The 18,235-nt window shown below is 33.5% G+C and carries 6 protein-coding genes and 1 pseudogene; 1 reads left to right on the forward strand and 6 read right to left on the reverse strand.

Features of this window, described 5'->3' with window-relative positions; genetic code table 11:
- Positions 1 to 1,946 precede the first annotated feature (1,946 nt).
- From GIY03_RS00845 to lolA, 5 genes and pseudogenes are all read right to left on the reverse strand, one after another.
- Positions 1,947 to 2,478: pseudogene (locus GIY03_RS00845) on the reverse strand (YbjN domain-containing protein).
- A gap of 1,757 nt (positions 2,479 to 4,235) precedes the next feature.
- A complete protein-coding gene (locus GIY03_RS00850) occupies positions 4,236 to 4,883 on the reverse strand; it encodes an MBL fold metallo-hydrolase (RefSeq protein WP_457913827.1) in 648 nt (215 codons plus the stop codon).
- Positions 4,884 to 5,310: 427 nt separating this feature from the next.
- Entirely contained in the window at positions 5,311 to 6,606 is a 1,296-nt protein-coding gene (gene serS, locus GIY03_RS00855) for a serine--tRNA ligase (protein ID WP_457913828.1), read from the reverse strand.
- A gap of 386 nt (positions 6,607 to 6,992) precedes the next feature.
- Positions 6,993 to 8,339: a replication-associated recombination protein A gene (locus tag GIY03_RS00860; protein WP_457913829.1), complete on the reverse strand. Its 1,347-nt coding sequence runs from the start codon at positions 8,337 to 8,339 to the stop codon at positions 6,993 to 6,995.
- 8 nt (positions 8,340 to 8,347) lie between these two features.
- Positions 8,348 to 8,959 carry an outer membrane lipoprotein chaperone LolA gene (gene lolA, locus GIY03_RS00865; protein WP_457913830.1) on the reverse strand — a complete coding sequence of 204 codons (612 nt, stop codon included), beginning with the start codon at positions 8,957 to 8,959 and terminating at the stop codon, positions 8,348 to 8,350.
- 3,668 nt (positions 8,960 to 12,627) lie between these two features.
- Here lolA and GIY03_RS00870 point away from each other — a divergent pair.
- On the forward strand, positions 12,628 to 14,457 hold the full coding sequence (locus GIY03_RS00870; protein WP_457913831.1) for a DEAD/DEAH family ATP-dependent RNA helicase: 1,830 nt from the start codon (positions 12,628 to 12,630) through the stop codon (positions 14,455 to 14,457).
- Positions 14,458 to 16,200: 1,743 nt separating this feature from the next.
- Here GIY03_RS00870 and typA read toward each other — a convergent pair.
- Entirely contained in the window at positions 16,201 to 18,024 is a 1,824-nt protein-coding gene (gene typA, locus GIY03_RS00875; protein ID WP_457913832.1) for a translational GTPase TypA, read from the reverse strand.
- Positions 18,025 to 18,235 lie beyond the last annotated feature (211 nt).

The raw sequence follows: 18,235 nt of genomic DNA on the forward strand, positions 1-18,235 counted from the left end.
ACCTAATTGTTTTACCAGCCACGAACTGAATCACTTGATTGATTGATTCTTATAATATGAATGAGGCGTAAGTTACATACTATGCATTGCGAGATTTTTGTACATGCGAGTTATGTGTTATTTTTATTGCCAGTTTATTCTTAGCTCAGGAGAATTGATTAATAGTTAATGATTTAATGAACTTTGTCTATGTTTTAAAATGCATCAACCGTTAGAAAAGATCAAAACAACCCTTAATATATCAGATATGACTATTATGTGATAATAAAATGCATACTATTATTACCTTTTTCGTTAGTGATGCGAAGCTTTGTATTTTATAAGCCGAAATTACATGCTATATAGAGTATAATCTATGCTTTAGACGTCTGCGCGCGATGCGCAATACCGCATCTTGCAAGATGCGGTATTGGAAGTAGACTCCTTCGCTGCCGTGAAGATTAATTACTATAGCACCTATAAACAAGTGATCGATAAAATGCTATGTGATTAATAATGTCATGCAACATATTTAGTATGTTAAGTATGTTTTTGCATAAAAACCATTGCGATGATCTTAGTACTCAGTGATTTAAGCACCATTATATCAATCAATTCTTTATTACCTAAACAAGTAATATTCAATGAGCATTTAAAATTTTACGCTATTCCACTAAGCAGATCTCTTATCAATATAGTTTATTTCAGCTATACTAAAAACTAGTGGTATTTACGGAGAGGATATAGAGGATATAAAAGAACTATTAGATGTACACAGTTATTAGTTGTAAAGACACTGCATGCAATTTTAGAATCTATAACAAATATAGATATAATAAAGGTGAAATGCAGTATTTCGTATAAAGTTGTGGTGTTTTGAATTTAAAATGCCTACGGTGTAATTGTTTCTATCTATTATAGGAACACTAAATGCACGATGCATTGTAATAAAATATACAGAGTGGTAGTTATTAGAGTAGTTGTATTGGGAGCTAAGTTCCTGATAAACTACAAATATTCCAGATTAAAAAGTACTAACTGTTTTGTGCACTATATAGATGATAGTTATATAAAAAAGTTAAGTATCGTGCTAGACGCTTTTAGTTGTTAAAGATAGGAACGTTATAAATTCGAAGAATGAAACAATAGTAGGACACTGTATAAATACAGTAAAATTAATCATTTTATGTTAATAAGGATATCTACATGTCTAATGCTATAGACGCTTTAATGAATACATATTTAAAGTTGCTTTTAAAGCAGCATAAGTGATATTAATTTTTAACCAGTCTTATACAACTTAAGCTATATATTGTGGTATGAGACGCTTGGTATTTATTAAGATACTATCTTTAACGAAAAGGGATATATGGTTAATATTGCTGTTAATTGATAAATAAGTTAATTATAAGTGTAAACAGCAGATAACAAACCTAAAATATAGAGTGTAAAATTATGATAATAGTTGATGCTCTATATATTAAATATATTTAACAGTTTTCAGTGGTCAATCAACGTGTAGTGCAAGATTTGTTTACATTAGTATGCTGTCTTTTAATGTTCATTTTATGGTTATCTTCAAAGCTAAACCCATGATCACGTTATTATATCGAAAACTGAGTTTAACATGTAGTTTATTTCTTGTAGTACAGTCCACATGCAATACTATTAATTGCTTGCGTTAGGAACAGCGTGTTTGCTATAACTTTTATTTATAATTATCATAGATAATTAGCAAATTATTATAGTGAGCAACTGAACATAATATATAATATTGCGTTAGTAGATTAGGTATAATAATTTATCTAAATAAGGAAATAGTTAGTGATTTTAAAAGTGTATTAAAATCTTAAGATTAACGGTGTATATTATCTGCTAGTAGTAATTTACTTTTGCAAAATAAAGTGTTGGTACGATCAACCGTTTACTAACTGCGTTTGATAGAGACAGTACTGTAAAGCTTAATATTATTTTACATGAGTAGGTAATAAAATTAGCATAATGCAGTAATCGATTTCGTAGTGGTTGCTAGGTGGTTTTAGAATGATTCTTTTCTTCATGGCTAAATTGCTAACGAAGAACAGATTATTCTCTTGTGCCTCAAGGATTACCAATTAAGATTGGGGCTTCGCCCTGTTACATAAAATAGTTACATTGTTCTAACGTTTACCCCACAAAAATGCTCAGAGCATGGCGAATTATTAGCTTTCCTAGGTTGTTATCCTTAAATATCAATAAACACCTTAATAGCAAATGAACTAGCATTGATCAAATGTAAGTCAGCTACTCAAGGGATCAGAGAAGTTAGTTTGATTGCAGCCAACGTCGTGAATAGGATTACTGTGTCTACTAGATGTACTTTTGTATCGAACACGCCATCAAAATTTTGCATATGAGGTCCGTGTAGTTCTTGACAGGAATGGCACTCAAACACGAAAGACTTGATTGATGTAGCTAGTGCCGTAAGAGCTCTAAATTAAGAGCAATGAGTGAATTCATGTATTTAACCTCATAATTTAAAAAATTAAAAAGGCCTTTATTTTATGAAATATTTAGTGAATACGCCACGAGTAACACTGGAATATTTATCAATTAGAATATTGAACAGTGATAAAACACTCTTTTATCACCTATATTGATATTTCTTACCTGGTGAACGCTGCTTGGTTTTTTTGATTTTTATCGTCATTAAATTGACGATTATACTAAAAGAAAACACTGAGATCAGTTGTAGTACTTATACAGCAAATTATAAAATATACATTAGATGAACAGGTTATTTTCTATCATAGAAGGCAATATTATTGCTATGTTAATGAATAAATAATGGTATATTAAACGGAGGAATATTATCTTTTTAAAAGATCTTTTGTGGCGCAGTTTTTATGAGCATATTGGCACTAAACAATGCATCGAAAACTGGTTAAAAGTATCACTATCTTGCTTCTATTATCGTAATATTTAGATTAAAATATTATGAAGCTGACCCCGAAAAATTTGGGTACGATAAGTACGTTATACCAAAATCTGCCTAGAGAGAAAATCTCGGTAGTTATATTAATGCTAAAGTTTATCAAAAATAACACCTAAATTTATATCGGTAACATAATAAATTATTTTTTAGTATTAAGTTTTTATTTCAGTTATTTCACTGTATTAGTCTAACAGCAACTAATCTAAGTGAGTATATAATGCTCACTATAAGTTTTATATACAGAATATTCTTTTGCGATACGATTAAAGATTTTGTAGAAGATATAGAATGATTAGACTATTCTCTTCGCTCTACTTGCTTCTTCAAGTGAATGAAGTATATGCTGAATAGACATTGGTATTTTATAAACGACTATTAGTGTCGCAAATAAATTTATTTCTTTTTTCTTTGTTACTACCGTAATGCAGACCTTACATTATTTTTTTAAAGGCGTCTTATTTATTGATAAGGATGTTGAAATTTACAGTATCGAACAAATAATATTTTATAAAAATTAGAAGATGTTATGCATAAAAACGCTATAAATTCGCTAACTATTGCGTTGGTAATATTACTTAGATTTGGTGCTCTATAATGTTTACAAAATTGCAATTTTCGATGGCTACCATTGTTTAGGATTGTTTGATAAACCTTAAGTAATATGTCAGTGTTGTAATGTATAGTATATGCATGCTATTAACGTATAGCGTAGGGTTAATAACCCAAGTATTTTTAGTTTTTATAGCATTTTACAAAAATCTATAATGTTTAGGCTTTATTAATAAAATATATTAAATAATTTTATAGTTTTTGTGATGTTAGCGTAGTGGTTAAGTTAATTTATCGTAGTATAGTGATATTGTTTAATTAACGCATTCATTCAACAAAGGTATGCTACGTGGATACAAGGTTCTTGGTGAGGTAATCAAGATGTTTATTGTTTTATCTTACAATTAGATAGTGATTAGATGTTTTTTAAGTTTGGGTGTTTTGTAATACAAAATATTAATGTATTAATATAGAAAAGACTATAATAGTAAAGCACCGGTAGGATTATAGTAAACCTCTGATTTTGAAAAGCTTGTAATAGCTTTACACTATTATTTTTTTTATATCCTGACATCTGCATATGTAAGAGAATATATTTATCATGTATTTGTCAGTGCACTTAACATTGATAATTATAAAATAAACTTTCCATAAATAAGGTTCTGAAATTACTGAGAGTTATAATTGTTGTAGTATTTACTATATTTCGCGTGTGTTGTGTTAATAATAAATATTATCTAATTGACAGTACCGTATGCAGAAATGCATTAGTTTTTCGTTCATATCCGAAGTTAGACATAGAGCCATGACCAGGAATGAAACTTATATCGTCTCCTTGCGGTAACAATTGTGTATAAATAGCATTGATCAGTGTTTGATGATTGCTGCGTGGAAAATCGCTGCGTCCAATGCTACCATTAAATAATACATCACCTACTAGTGCGATGCGTGCCTTGTGATTTATAAAGACAATATGACCTGGAGTATGCCCCGGGCAATGTAATACCTTGAGTATTATCTTTCCTATTTTTATCTCATCACCTTCTGATAACCACTGAGTTGGAGTGAGTGGTGCACATTTTTCTAAACCAAACATTCGAGCTTGTAGTGGTAAATCACGTAACCAAAAAGTATCGTCTTTGTTGGGCCCCAAAATAGGTACTTGATAATACTCAGCGAGCTCTGCTGCAGCACCAACATGGTCAAGATGGCCATGCGTTAGAAGAATCTGAGAGAGGCGTATCTCTTGCTGACTAACTGCTCTTTTTATTTTTCTCGCATTACCACCAGGATCTACCAGGGCTGCCTGCCGGGTTTTTTCACACCAAATTAGGCTACAATTCTGATTAAAAGAAGTAACAGGAATAATATAATATTTCATAAAGCTCCAGGGATCATGTTATCGTTAGCCTTACTAAACATAAAAATATCAAGCAACAATAAGTTTTTATATCAAAATAATGCATATATAGTCATTATTTTGTAATATTTCAAGCTATTAGCATAGCTTTTACAATTTTTAATATATTGCTAAGTTAGATCTTTTGAAAATAAAAAAAAGACTTTTACGATTTTATATAATCAGAATATATAATGAGCCTACTATATATGTAAATAATAAATTATTATTGTTTAGGGAATACATATTATACCTTACGATGCGTACTAACTCGTACGAAGAGAATTATTATAGAGAATAAAGATCATTAAATCAATGAAGCTTGACAAATGGATAATCACTTGATTTTAAATGGTATATATTTAATTTTGAAAAAGATAATTAGGTATTCATGCTATTTACAGTGATGTTATCCGATAAATTTCACTCCTTCTCCCATATAATGAAGTAATACTTCAGGAATTTGAATGCGACCATCATCCTGTTGGTAGTTCTCGAGTACAGCAACTAGCGTACGCCCTACCGCTAGGCCTGAACCGTTTAGTGTATGTACTAAACGCGGCTTTTTATTTTTCGTACTACGGCAACGTGCTTGGATACGCCGTGCTTGAAAGTCCCACATATTAGAGCAGGATGAGACCTCTCGATAGGTATTTTGTGCCGGTAACCATACTTCAAGATCATAGGTTTTACAGGCGCCAAAGCCCATATCACCAGTGCATAGTAATATTTTACGATACGGTAGGTTCAATAATTGTAGTACTTTTTCAGCATGTCCAGTTAATGCTTTGAGTGCCATCATTGAATCCTCAGGACGAACAATCTGTACCATTTCAACTTTATCAAATTGATGCATACGAATCAGGCCACGAGTATCTCGACTAGAAGTTCCCGCTTCAGCTCGGAAGCATGGTGTGTGCGAAGTCATTTTTATCGGTAGAGATCCTTCATCAAGGATTTGGTTGCGTACCAGATTCGTTAGAGGTACTTCTGCGGTTGGAATTAATGCATAATTACTTCTATTAGACTCTGTGCCTAATGACTGTGTGTGAAAAAGATCTTCGCTAAACTTAGGTAATTGACCTGTGCCATATAACGTAGAATGATTGACTAAATAAGGAACACAAACTTCTATATAGCCATGTTTTTTGGTATGTAAATCTAGCATAAATTGCGACAGTGCTCGATGCATGCAAGCTATCTGCCCTTTCATTACCACAAAACGTGATCCGGTCAGCTTGACTGCTGCAGAAAAATCTAACCCCCCCGTTATTTCCCCTAGATCCACATGGTCACGTACAGTAAAATTGCATTGGCGCGGCTTACCCCAGCGACTAATTTCTTGATTTTCACTGTTATTCTTTCCAAATGGCACAGAGTCATCCGGTAGGTTTGGTAAAGTTAACGCATAATCGCAGATTTCATTCTTTAAGATATCTAATTTAGCCTTTGTGATTTGTAACTCCTCACCTAGTTTGTTTGCTATGTCACGTAAAAGCTTTATATTTTTCCCTTGCGCTTTTACAGTACCTATAAACTTTGATTGGGAATGACGCTTTGCTTGTAGCATTTCAGTGTTTACTTGCAAAATTTTTCGGCGTTCTTCCTGAGAACGCAGTAGATCCAGATCAAGCTTAAAACCTCGTCGAACCAGTTTAGCAAAAACTAGATCTGGTTTTTGACGTAAAAGATGGGGATCAAGCATACTCATCCTGTTTTTATATTATTAAAAATGTTTTTATAATTATCTTTTTAGCAGTGGCAGATATGTTTATATCTTTAGTAAAGTGAGTGATTTACGCATGTAAATTATAAAAGTTAATATAACTCATCTTTTGTGTTGTTTTGCTTTTATATATACATGCTATAAATCACTGACACACTAATTTTATCTATAATTTGATGTTCTTAAAACTTGTAAATAAAGCAGATATATGCTCAGTGAATCTAGAGATGCGCACTGTGATGTTTTGGTGCTTCTTGCCTACTAATCAGATAAGAAGCGGAATTTTGAAATATTATAAGTATATAGAATAGATATAACCTGCCATAAAAACTCTTAATATAATGAACATTATCGAATGTGAAATGCTAGCGATAGCGTTTTATCTGGCTATTTTTATCCTGTTTTAATAGCCATGCAAGCTTTTTTCCAATTTTCTGTTCTAATCCACGGGGGGTCGGATAGTAATAACGAGTATTCATCATTTCAGGTGGAAAATAGCTTTCACCGGCAGCATAGGCGTAGGCTTCATCGTGAATATAACGATAATCCGCACCTAGCTTCATCATTTTCATAAGTTGGGTAGGTGCATTGCGTAGGTGTGTGGGGACATTATAATCAGGTTGTTTTCTAGCGTCATGCATTGCTAATTTTAAGGCGGTATATACCGCATTGCTTTTTGGCGCACAAGCGAGATAAATAATCGCCTGTGCAATAGCACGTTCACCTTCTTCCGGCCCGACGCGTGTAAAACAATCCCAGGCAGCGATAGCTATCTGCATGCTACGCGGATCGGCGTTTCCGATATCTTCAGAGGCAATGGCTAGTAAACGCCGCGCTACATATAGTGAGTCACCACCAGCAGTGACAATACGCGCATACCAGTAAAGGGCAGCATCTGGTGCTGAACCGCGCACTGATTTGTGTAATGCAGAAATCATGTCATAATAGCAATCGCCTTTATTGTCGAAACGTATATGGGGCTCATCTAGTACATCTGTTAGTAACTTTGTTGTCAATACTCTAATGCCTTGTAAATTTGCTTCTGCCACATCAGCCATCATTTCTAAGTTGCATAGAGCTTGCCGTGCATCGCCTTTTACCCATTCTGACAATAGAGAGCGAGTTTCTTCTGGTAATTCAATATTCTGACCACCTAAACCACGTTGTTTGTCATTGATTGCTTGATCTAATATTTGTTTGATGTCTTCAATAGTTAATCTCTTTAGTAGATAAATGTGTGTACGCGATAATAACGCCGATTGGAGTGCAAACGAGGGGTTTTCAGTAGTCACACCAAGAAAGGTGATAGTACCGTCTTCAATATATGGTAGAAAAATATACTGTTGGCTTTTGTTAAGCCGGTGCACTTCATCAACATATAGAATTGTTCGATAGCCACTAGTTTGATTTTTTTGTGCACGCTCAATTGCTTCTCGAATCGCTTTAACACTGCAAGTAAGAGCAGAAATTTTCTCGAAATATGCATGGCTATAATTGCCAATTAACTCCGCCAAGGTTGTTTTTCCAATACCAGGTGGCCCCCACAAAATCATCGAGTGCAACTTTCCACCTTCAATAGAGCACATCAGCGGCTTGCCGGCGCTCAGCAGATGTTGTTGCCCTATATACTGTGCTAGTGTAGTCGGCCTCATACGTATGGCTAATGGCAGATGAAACACATTTTTGGAAGAATTAAGCGATAAGTTATTCATCGAATGTCTCACTTTCTCTGATCATCTAATGTTACCCCTTGTGGAGGAGTAAATATGAATTTTGTAAGACCTCCAGAAATATCATGTTGGTTTTTTAGTATATATTTGTTGCATTGTCCGTCTTGTTCTACCGTCACCAGATTTCGAATAGTGCCGTATTTGCTTACATTAATGATGAATTGTTTAAGATTAGTATGTCTAGATTTTGGAGTTAGCTGAAAATTATCACCTTGTTGTGTCACTTGATATTGATTCCATTCATTGGAATTGTAACGAAGTATAAGTATAAACGGTGTGTTATTAACGGAATCTTTAAGCCAACTTGCTGTTACCTGTGCAATATATGGATTATAGAACCATAGCGTTTGACCATCAGAGATTAGCATATTATTATCCGGTGATATCATATGCCAGTTAAATAGATTTGGGCGTTTTGCCCACAACTCTCCTTCTCCTTGTTGTACTGTAATTCCATCACTGTTCGTGATTGTCTGAGAAAAGCGCGCATAAAAACTATCTAATTTGGTTAGACGATATTGCAAATCTTGCTTAGCACCAGCTAACACAGAGATCGAAGTAAGTCCAAAGAGTATACAAAATTCTATTAATAGTTTTTTCATTATCTCAAATATCTTATAAAATTAATTAATTATAAAGCGGTCTATTTTGACCTGATATAGAATTCCACCTAATTATTCATAGAATAGTCGTCATAACACCTTTATATTTGGTCTTTATTATACCAAGAAGTTTAATGCCAATATAGTCTTGTTATAATAGTAAGCTATGGCTTATTCACCTTCTTTCATGAAACTAGTTGCAAGACTTGCATTATACCAATGTTCATTTGGAGATTAATATAGTAGAGTATACGATAGATAGAGATGCAGAATATTAATATCTGGCGCTATATAAAATGTAAAATAACTAATTATTAGTTCGATTAAAATACTTATAATGTAATGATAAGCTATTAATCAATTAATGTATCTTGTTGCTGCATGCTGTACATGGTATGATGTTTTCTAGCACTTATTTACATTAATCGCTATATGCTTATGTGCTTTCTGTTGTTCTTAAACTAACCGAGTATGATTATTTCTGAATGGCATATGTTCCATCAGAAAGTGAGTCGTTACTTTAATTACATAAGATATAAAACCATATAGTAAATGATTGTGCTACTGAATAATTTTGAATTTTACGGATGTTGTTACACCGCTTTAGGTGAGAATGATTGAGGAGAGTGAAGAACGATATGTACCTTGCGTGCTCATTATTCTTGTTATGACTTCGATATATAAATGGGTAGTGCAATTATTTTAAATGTTGTAAGTTGACTACCTCTTAACCAAGTCTAAAAGATGTATTTAGAAATGCTTGCATAGAAATTGATATAGTTTTATCAGTACAATGCTTGTTACTATTAAGAGATAAGCTGTGCCGCATTAGTTCTTTTATAGTTGCTCTAAAACTTTGGCAGTTCCTGGTAAGATTTTAAGTGTATATCACTAGAGATGTTTATTTATCGTAGATGTTTCTTATACTCTGAATTCAGGTTTGTCTTAGGTATGAGAGTGTTATTAGTCTCATAAGATTCTGCACGTCAAAATAGCTAGAGATAAACCAACAATATTTAATTCTATATCACTTGTTTTTTCAGAGATGCTTGAGCACCGATAACCGATAATTAATGTTACTACGACTGAGATATAAAACATTACCAGTATAATATCGATTAAGTTAATTTAAAGCAGTACGGTATTACTTAAGAAACTCCTAATAATACTATCAGGACTAGTGTTATAAAATTAACAACGTTTATTACTGTTAGGTTGTAGAAAATGAATAATTTTATTAGTGTATTAATAATTCGTAATAAACACGAAAATAGTAGCAAGACTTGCTATGTTCATTTTAGCAATGAGCTGATTTTAGCATAAAACTTATATAGCTGATATTATCAAAGCTAAGATTCTCTTGTAATAAATAAAAGTATATGCACTATTCACGTCTTGACATTGCTATCATTGTTTCGAATCATTTATGCCTGTGGTATCTAACCCGCGTAGATCAAAGCGCTGAAAGCTGACAAGTTTTATTACAAGATAAACAGAAAATTGTTATTCGGATTTGCACGGATTATAGTCACTGTTTTACGCGCGGGTCTTGTAAGAAAGCGCCGTATCTTTTGTATATTTTGGTTTTATAAAACCTTATCATGTCTTTAAAACGAATCTAGCATTAACGCTGAGGTATTTTATAAGTATAAACATCGCATAAATAATAAAGTGTAACTAATACATTAAGTGTTGTATCTTTCTGTATAGTATTATTAAATATTTTTTAACTACTTACGTACCTTAGAGAGATATAAGACTACATATTGTAGTGAACATCATAGTGTTTATCTAATATTTTTGAGTAAAAGAAATACCCTCTGATAGAAGTTGTTATCAAACTTTGAAAATCATAGGACAGGAAAAAATCTCCTGATTTTTTGAATTTCATTTTTTAAAGTATTGAAAAGATATCCAGAAGTTTATCGTTTAATATGATTGAAAAAAGTCAGGAGGATACATCTAAATCATACCACACTACAAATTATGTACTATGATGATGGGGTAAAAGCCATTATAATCAAGTAAAACGTCTCCTGTGTTCTCTCTGCAATCTTCAGTATGACCTATACGTTTACAAAATTCTACGTTTAAAATACAATTATCCTACTGTAACTAAGTCGGCGTATTATATAACGTAAGTATTATTGCAATTATTGTTCGAATCACTTATAATTCCATTGCTATATCCTTATAAATTTTAGTATTCTATGAATAAATGTTAATTTGTAGAACTTTAAGTAAAGTTTAGAATGTCTATATTTTTTGCAACTGGAACGTATATCTTAGTATTTTATGAAGATCCGAGAGTCTTATTAAATCATTACCTCCTGCATGATTATTTTGTTGTTGTTAAGTAATAATAAAAAACTAGTTCAATGAAAATACAGAATTTCTCGCGTTGTTATTAAATTACAACGGTATTTCTATACTATAGAACGCAGCAATTATGACGATAGAATACAGTAATCATAATGAATATTATGAGAAATTTTAATTGTTCTATTCTAACTTATTAGTAAGATAAATAGCGATTCTCGCACATATTGCATAGATATTTAATGCACTAGAGATAGATGATAATGTACCTAAAAGCTTTTATATAAAGTGGCGTATCATATAATATTTTTGGTTGTATTAGGCGAGAACAAGTGCATAAAAATTGTTTGTCATGGTCAGTTGGATCGATTAGTATGTTAGTAATATTAAACTATCTATAATAGATAGCCACATAACATCAGGAGTTAGTGTTTTGCTATCCATAAAGCATTTCATGATACGATGCTTGATAAATTTCAAGAGGTCGTAGGTTTGTAACAAACTGACTCTGTAGGTCTTTTGTTAGATATTCGATAATATCTTAAATATTTTAGTGTTACGTTGAATCTAATATAACAGCACACATAATTTAAACCAAAATATTTATTGTATTATCATTCCTAACGTTTATTCTAAAAGGTCAAGGTCTATTATTTTATCGAGATAATTCACAAAAATACTGGTTATTATTGTGGATTTTATTATTTAAAAGAATACTTAAGCCCAAGAAGGACGTAGTAGTACTTAATCAGAATTATAGAAGAAATAACACTAGAAATAGGGTAAAATATCGTAAATATTGACTAGCAACATTAACGGTTTTTGTAATGGGAAGTATTGTAAAGTCATAACAAATCACACTGCGATCGATAAAAATTATCGTAACACTAAGAGTGATTTCAGATAAAAGTTATCTACATGCGGAATATAGAATAGTGGTTATGGCAATATTTTAGTGAAAGTGTATTGATAACTACCTAAGTACGTTTAGCATTATTATGCATTTTAGAATCAATGTGTTTAAGCTAAGTATAAAACAACAAATCGGCATTGGAGCAGAAGTAGCTAATAAATACGCTTACCTAATCGATTTTTCAGTTTTGAATTAGTAATCTAGCGGTGCTATAAAAACTTAATTTTCTGTGTTATAAGCATTAAGGGAGAGCATTGAATACTCCAGATTTTTGAAATATCTTTACATTAATTGTTACACTGGTGTAATCGCATGTAAGGTCAACTTTTGTATCCTATAAACTAATTTAAGCCGGTTCACACTTCTAATGAAAATGACTAAAATTTTCGCGACAAGTTATGTAGACTGGCTGCGATGATTCATAAGGAATGTGTAAATGACTACCGAGTTTAAAACTTCTTTTACTGACCTTGGGCTATCTGCTCCCATTATTTCCGCCCTCAGTGATTTAGGCTATAAAAAACCATCAGCTATCCAAGCTGCGTGTATTCCGTATCTGTTAAATGGCCGTGATGTGCTAGGAATGGCACAAACTGGCAGTGGTAAAACTGCAGCATTCTCATTGCCGTTATTACATAATCTTCAGGTGAATTTGAAGGCACCGCAGATTTTAGTACTAGCACCAACCCGAGAACTAGCGGTGCAGGTTGCGGGAGCCATTACCGATTTCTCAAAACATATACATGGCGTCAAGGTTGTAGCATTATATGGTGGTCAACGTTATGATGTACAGTTGCATGCTTTATATCAGGGACCACAAATTGTGGTAGGTACACCAGGTCGTTTATTAGATCATCTGAAACGCGGCACTTTAAATCTTGCTAATCTTACGGGCCTAGTATTAGATGAAGCGGATGAAATGCTACGTATGGGTTTTATCGAGGATGTAGAAACGATTATGCTAGAAATTCCACCTGGCCATCAAAGCGCACTATTCTCCGCCACTATGCCAGAAGCTATCCGGCGCATTACTCGGCGTTTTATGAAAAATCCTCAGGAAGTACGCATTCAATCTAATATCACTACACGTCCGGATATTAGTCAAGGATGCTGGATCGTAAATGGCATTCGTAAAAACGAAGCACTAATTCGCTTCCTAGAAGCCAGAGACTTTGATGCTGCAATTGTTTTTGTACGTACTAAAAATGCAACGATAGAAGTTGCTGAAGCACTAGAACGCAGTGGTTATAGCGGTGCTGCACTAAACGGTGACATGAATCAGGCATTACGTGAAAAAACTCTGGAGCGCTTAAAAGATAGTCGTTTGGATATCTTGATCGCTACCGACGTTGCGGCTCGTGGTCTAGATGTCGAACGTATTAGTTTAGTAATAAACTACGACATCCCTATGGACTCTGAGTCTTATATTCACCGAATTGGTCGAACTGGCCGCGCGGGTCGTGCAGGCCGTGCATTGGTATTTGTTGAAAACCGCGAACGTCGCCTACTACGTAACATAGAACGCACTATGAAAATGACTATCCCAGAAATAGCCCTGCCTAGTATAGAATTATTGGGTGCGCGTCGTTTAACTAAATTCGCCACTAAAGTTCAAAAACACTTAGAAAGCAACGACCTAGATATGTACCGTGCATTACTGGCTAAACTACAGCCTGCAGAAGAGTTAGATATGGAAACTTTAGCAGCGGCATTACTTAGGATTGCTCAAGGTGAACGTCTGCTTATTCTGCCGCCGGACCCTATATTTAAGGGGCGTCCATATCGTGATTGCAATGATCGTGATGATAATAGCAATGACCGACGTCGAAATACACGTTCAGACAACCGTGACAGTGATCGGTTGCGTCGTAAATCTCGCGTCGTGGGTGATATGCAGCTATACCGAATTGAAGTAGGTCGAGATAACGGAGTAGAAGTGCGTCATATCGTTGGTGCTATTGCTAATGAAGGTGATATTAATAGTCGTTATATTGGTAATATTAAACGATTTGCTTCTTATTCTACTGTTGAGCTATCAAAAACTATATCGAGTGAGATGTTGCATCGGTTAACTCGTACTCGTATCCTTAATAAACCAATGAATATACAACTTGTAAGTGATGAAAAATCAGTTGAACGCCGTGGCTATAAACGTCCATTTATAAATGAACGTCGTGAAAATGTGTCTCATCGCTTTGCTACTAGCGATTGTCGTGGTAATCGCTTTAATCGTGAAGGAAAACCAACATCACATCTTGATAGCTAAATAGATGTAACGTTGCACTATCAATTTTGTGACGTATAATCTTTCATATGACTGCTGATGTTCTACTATACATCAAGTGATCTTTTAAGATAGTTGATGTTGTTTTAATTATGCTTAAAAACTAGAGTTTTAATTCCTTAATAAGACGGATACTACAAAAATGAGAAACTTAGAAATATATCACTGTAAATGAATAAAATGGAAGTTTTCAAAGGTATCAACTGACACCAATAAGTATTCTATATCAAGAATATCTCAGTTATCTCTAGCATAAGTTCTGTAAGACTAATAAATCTTATAATTGCTGTTCATTTTATGGCTCAGTATAAGTGCTATTGAAATTAGTTGCTAATCTATATTTTTATTATAATCTGATTGTGCTTTGATGTAGATCAACATTAAAATTGATATACATATTCACAATGTATTGTGCGAAATATCGACGTTGGATGACGTGAGTGACAGCAATATTATAGTAGTAACCATTGCAATGTTACTAAATAGTATTGCTTCATTAATAATGTTCATCTTAATACGTAGAAATAGAAGCAAACTATTAGGTATTAAAGGTAAACCTCGTGAACAAGGGTAAGGAGGAGGATAACCAAGTTGGTGTTCACTGTATGCAAAAGAGTAAACTAGTGTAAATAGTTTTAGCATATTTATAATGTGCTTGTTATTTCTAAATAAACTAGAATTTAAAAAACAAAAACTTATAAGTATAACACTAATGTTCTTTAAAATACTATTATAGTATGTTAATACTAACAACATCATACTAAAATTTATTCAAAATGCAACCTGATTTCTTTTAGAAATCTTGATGAGTCAGAATATCTCTTTTCTTGATTACATCCTCATTACATCCTTCAGGCAACACAATATATATTACACACGTTTAACTGACATCTCAACAAAACAAAGAATTTCTGATTTTAATATGTGATGTGGTAATTTATTTAAATTTCCGCTCTTACAGTTAGTCACTGGCATTAATGCATCTCTTTGTCATTAGCTAACCAAGAAATGATTTTTCTTGATTATGTGAGATAAATTACGATAAACACGATACTGGCAGTTCTAACGTAATTACTATTAGCATTTTAGTTTTACGCAATTGTATTACGTGATGTACTTTATATCTAGTATACAAATTCGACAATGTTATTATCAGTAACGACTACATAAAATGTTATATTAGCTACAATGATATCAATAAGTATTGCGCTCTAAACTTATTAACCCATGAAAGTCGCTAAAATAAATGTAACGGTAAGAACATAAAGATCTTTTAGGACATAACATGAATTTTAAAAAAAGCCTTCGCTTGTTTATCATTCTATGTAATCTGTGCAAGTTTATAGTCATCCCAAAATAAGCTTCCTCTACTATTTAAGTAAATACTTCTAGTTTATAGATCCATAATAAAATAGCTTACATTTATAATTTAGTGGTTATTGAATAAACTAACTGTTAAGTAAAGAGTAGTTTTAGATACCTTCGAGTGTATAATCAATAACAAAATGCCAATATTGTTAGATTAGCGATAAAATTTATAGCGAGATAATATATTAAGTGCAGTGGGGCTATTTTAGTCTTTTACTTTAAATAGTTCGCTAAATCCACAAACATAGAGTAATGCGATGTTTCAGCAAAACATCATATAAACAAGGGATCAAGGCAAAACGCAAGGAATTATCTTGATGTTTGAGTATTATAAATGTTATATAAATGCTATAGACATTAAGTACTTTTAAAGCTGCGATTAGCACGCTTCCGACCATTTTCTGTGAGATGTCGTTTACGAATACGAATTGAAGTTGGCGTGATTTCTACTAATTCATCATCATTGATAAATTCTAAAGCTTGCTCTAGGGTCATTTTCATAATCGGAACAAGAATAGTTGCTTCATCAGTACCAGAAGCACGCATGTTAGTTAATTTTTTGCCTGTTAGACAGTTAACAGTTAAGTCGTTGGATCGTGAGTGAATTCCGATAATTTGTCCTTCGTATACTTCTTCCCCGTGCCCCACAAACAGTTTACCGCGATCTTGAAGACCATAGAGCGCATATGTTACGGCTTTACCTTGACTATTAGAAATAAGTACGCCGTTCTGTCTCTGGCTGACATCTCCTGGACGGATATCGTCATAGTGACTAAAGGTCGAGTATAATAAACCTATACCTGAAGTCATTGTTATGAATTCATTCCGAAAACCAATTAAACTACGGCTTGGAATTATATAATCAAGACGCACACGACCTTGGTTGTCGGGACTTATGTTTTTTAAGTCAGCTTTACGCCTACCCATCGCTTGCATTACAGAACCTTGATGCTGCTCTTTAATATCTAGTATAATATTTTCAAATGGTTCCTGTTGACGATTATTAATTTCACGGAAGATAACTTTTGGTCGGGAAATTGCTAATTCAAAGCCTTCACGACGCATATTTTCAATAAGAATAGACAAATGTAGTTCACCGCGGCCTGATACGCAAAACACATCAGTGTCTGCAGTTTCTTCAACGCGTAGTGCCATATTATGCACTAATTCCTTTTTTAATCTCTTAAGAATTTGACGTGACGTTATAAACTTGCCTTCTTTCCCACAAAATGGTGAGGTGTTAACGTTGAAGAATACGCTGACAGTTGGTTCATCTATAGACATCGCTGCTAGCGCTTCTACTGCGAAATCATCACAGATAGTATCAGAAATATTTAGTTCGCCTAAGCCAGTAATAGCAATAATATCACCTGCTTCAGCTAATGTGGATTCAATTCTCTTTAATCCCATATAACTCAGCACTTTACTTACTTTACCATTGCGAGTTTTTCCATTATGATCAATAATAGTAACTGGCTGATTTTGCTTCACTGTGCCGCGCTTAATACGGCCAATTCCTATCACGCCTAGATAGCTGTCATAGTCTAGTTGAGAGATTTGCATTTGGAATGGTGCTGATAACTCAACTTGAGGTTCTGATACATAATCAACAATTGCCTGATATAGTGGTGTCATATCTTTCGCCATATTGTTATGTTCTGTGCCAGCTGTACCCATTAATGCAGATGTATAAATAATTGGAAAATCAAGTTGTTCGTTAGTTGCATTAAGGCTAACAAATAAATCGAATACTTGATCGACAACCCAGTCAGGACGTGCACCAAAACGATCAACCTTATTAACAACTACAATTGGTTTTAGATTATTAGCAAAGGCTTTTTTAGTTACAAAACGGGTTTGTGGCATGGGGCCATCAATTGCATCTACAACTAGTAGAACCGAATCAACCATTGATATTACTCGCTCTACTTCGCCACCAAAATCAGCGTGACCTGGGGTATCTATGATATTAATTCGATAGTCTTTCCAGTTAATAGCAGTATTTTTTGCGAGAATAGTGATCCCACGCTCTTTTTCTAGATCATTTGAATCCATTATACGATCCGTGGCTTCTACATGCCCTCCAAAAGTACCAGCTTGTTGCAGCAGCTTATCCAATAAAGTAGTTTTACCATGGTCAACATGGGCGATAATAGCGATGTTACGCAAGTTTTTGATCACAGCTTTACCTATAATCGTAGAAATAATGCGCTATTATACACAGATGCAACAAGAGACTATACAAGATCCTGTTGTGCTTATAAATAATATTTTGGTGGTTAGTATATATGCGTTGTAGCAGTAAAAGTATTATTAAAGCACATTAGCACTATAATGGTGTTATATTTAACTTGCATCACATTAACGCAGTATTGTAATCAATTGACAGTAT

It is taken from the genome of Candidatus Gillettellia adelgis, from assembly GCA_020541285.1.
Lineage (GTDB): Bacteria > Pseudomonadota > Gammaproteobacteria > Enterobacterales > Enterobacteriaceae > Gillettellia > Gillettellia adelgis.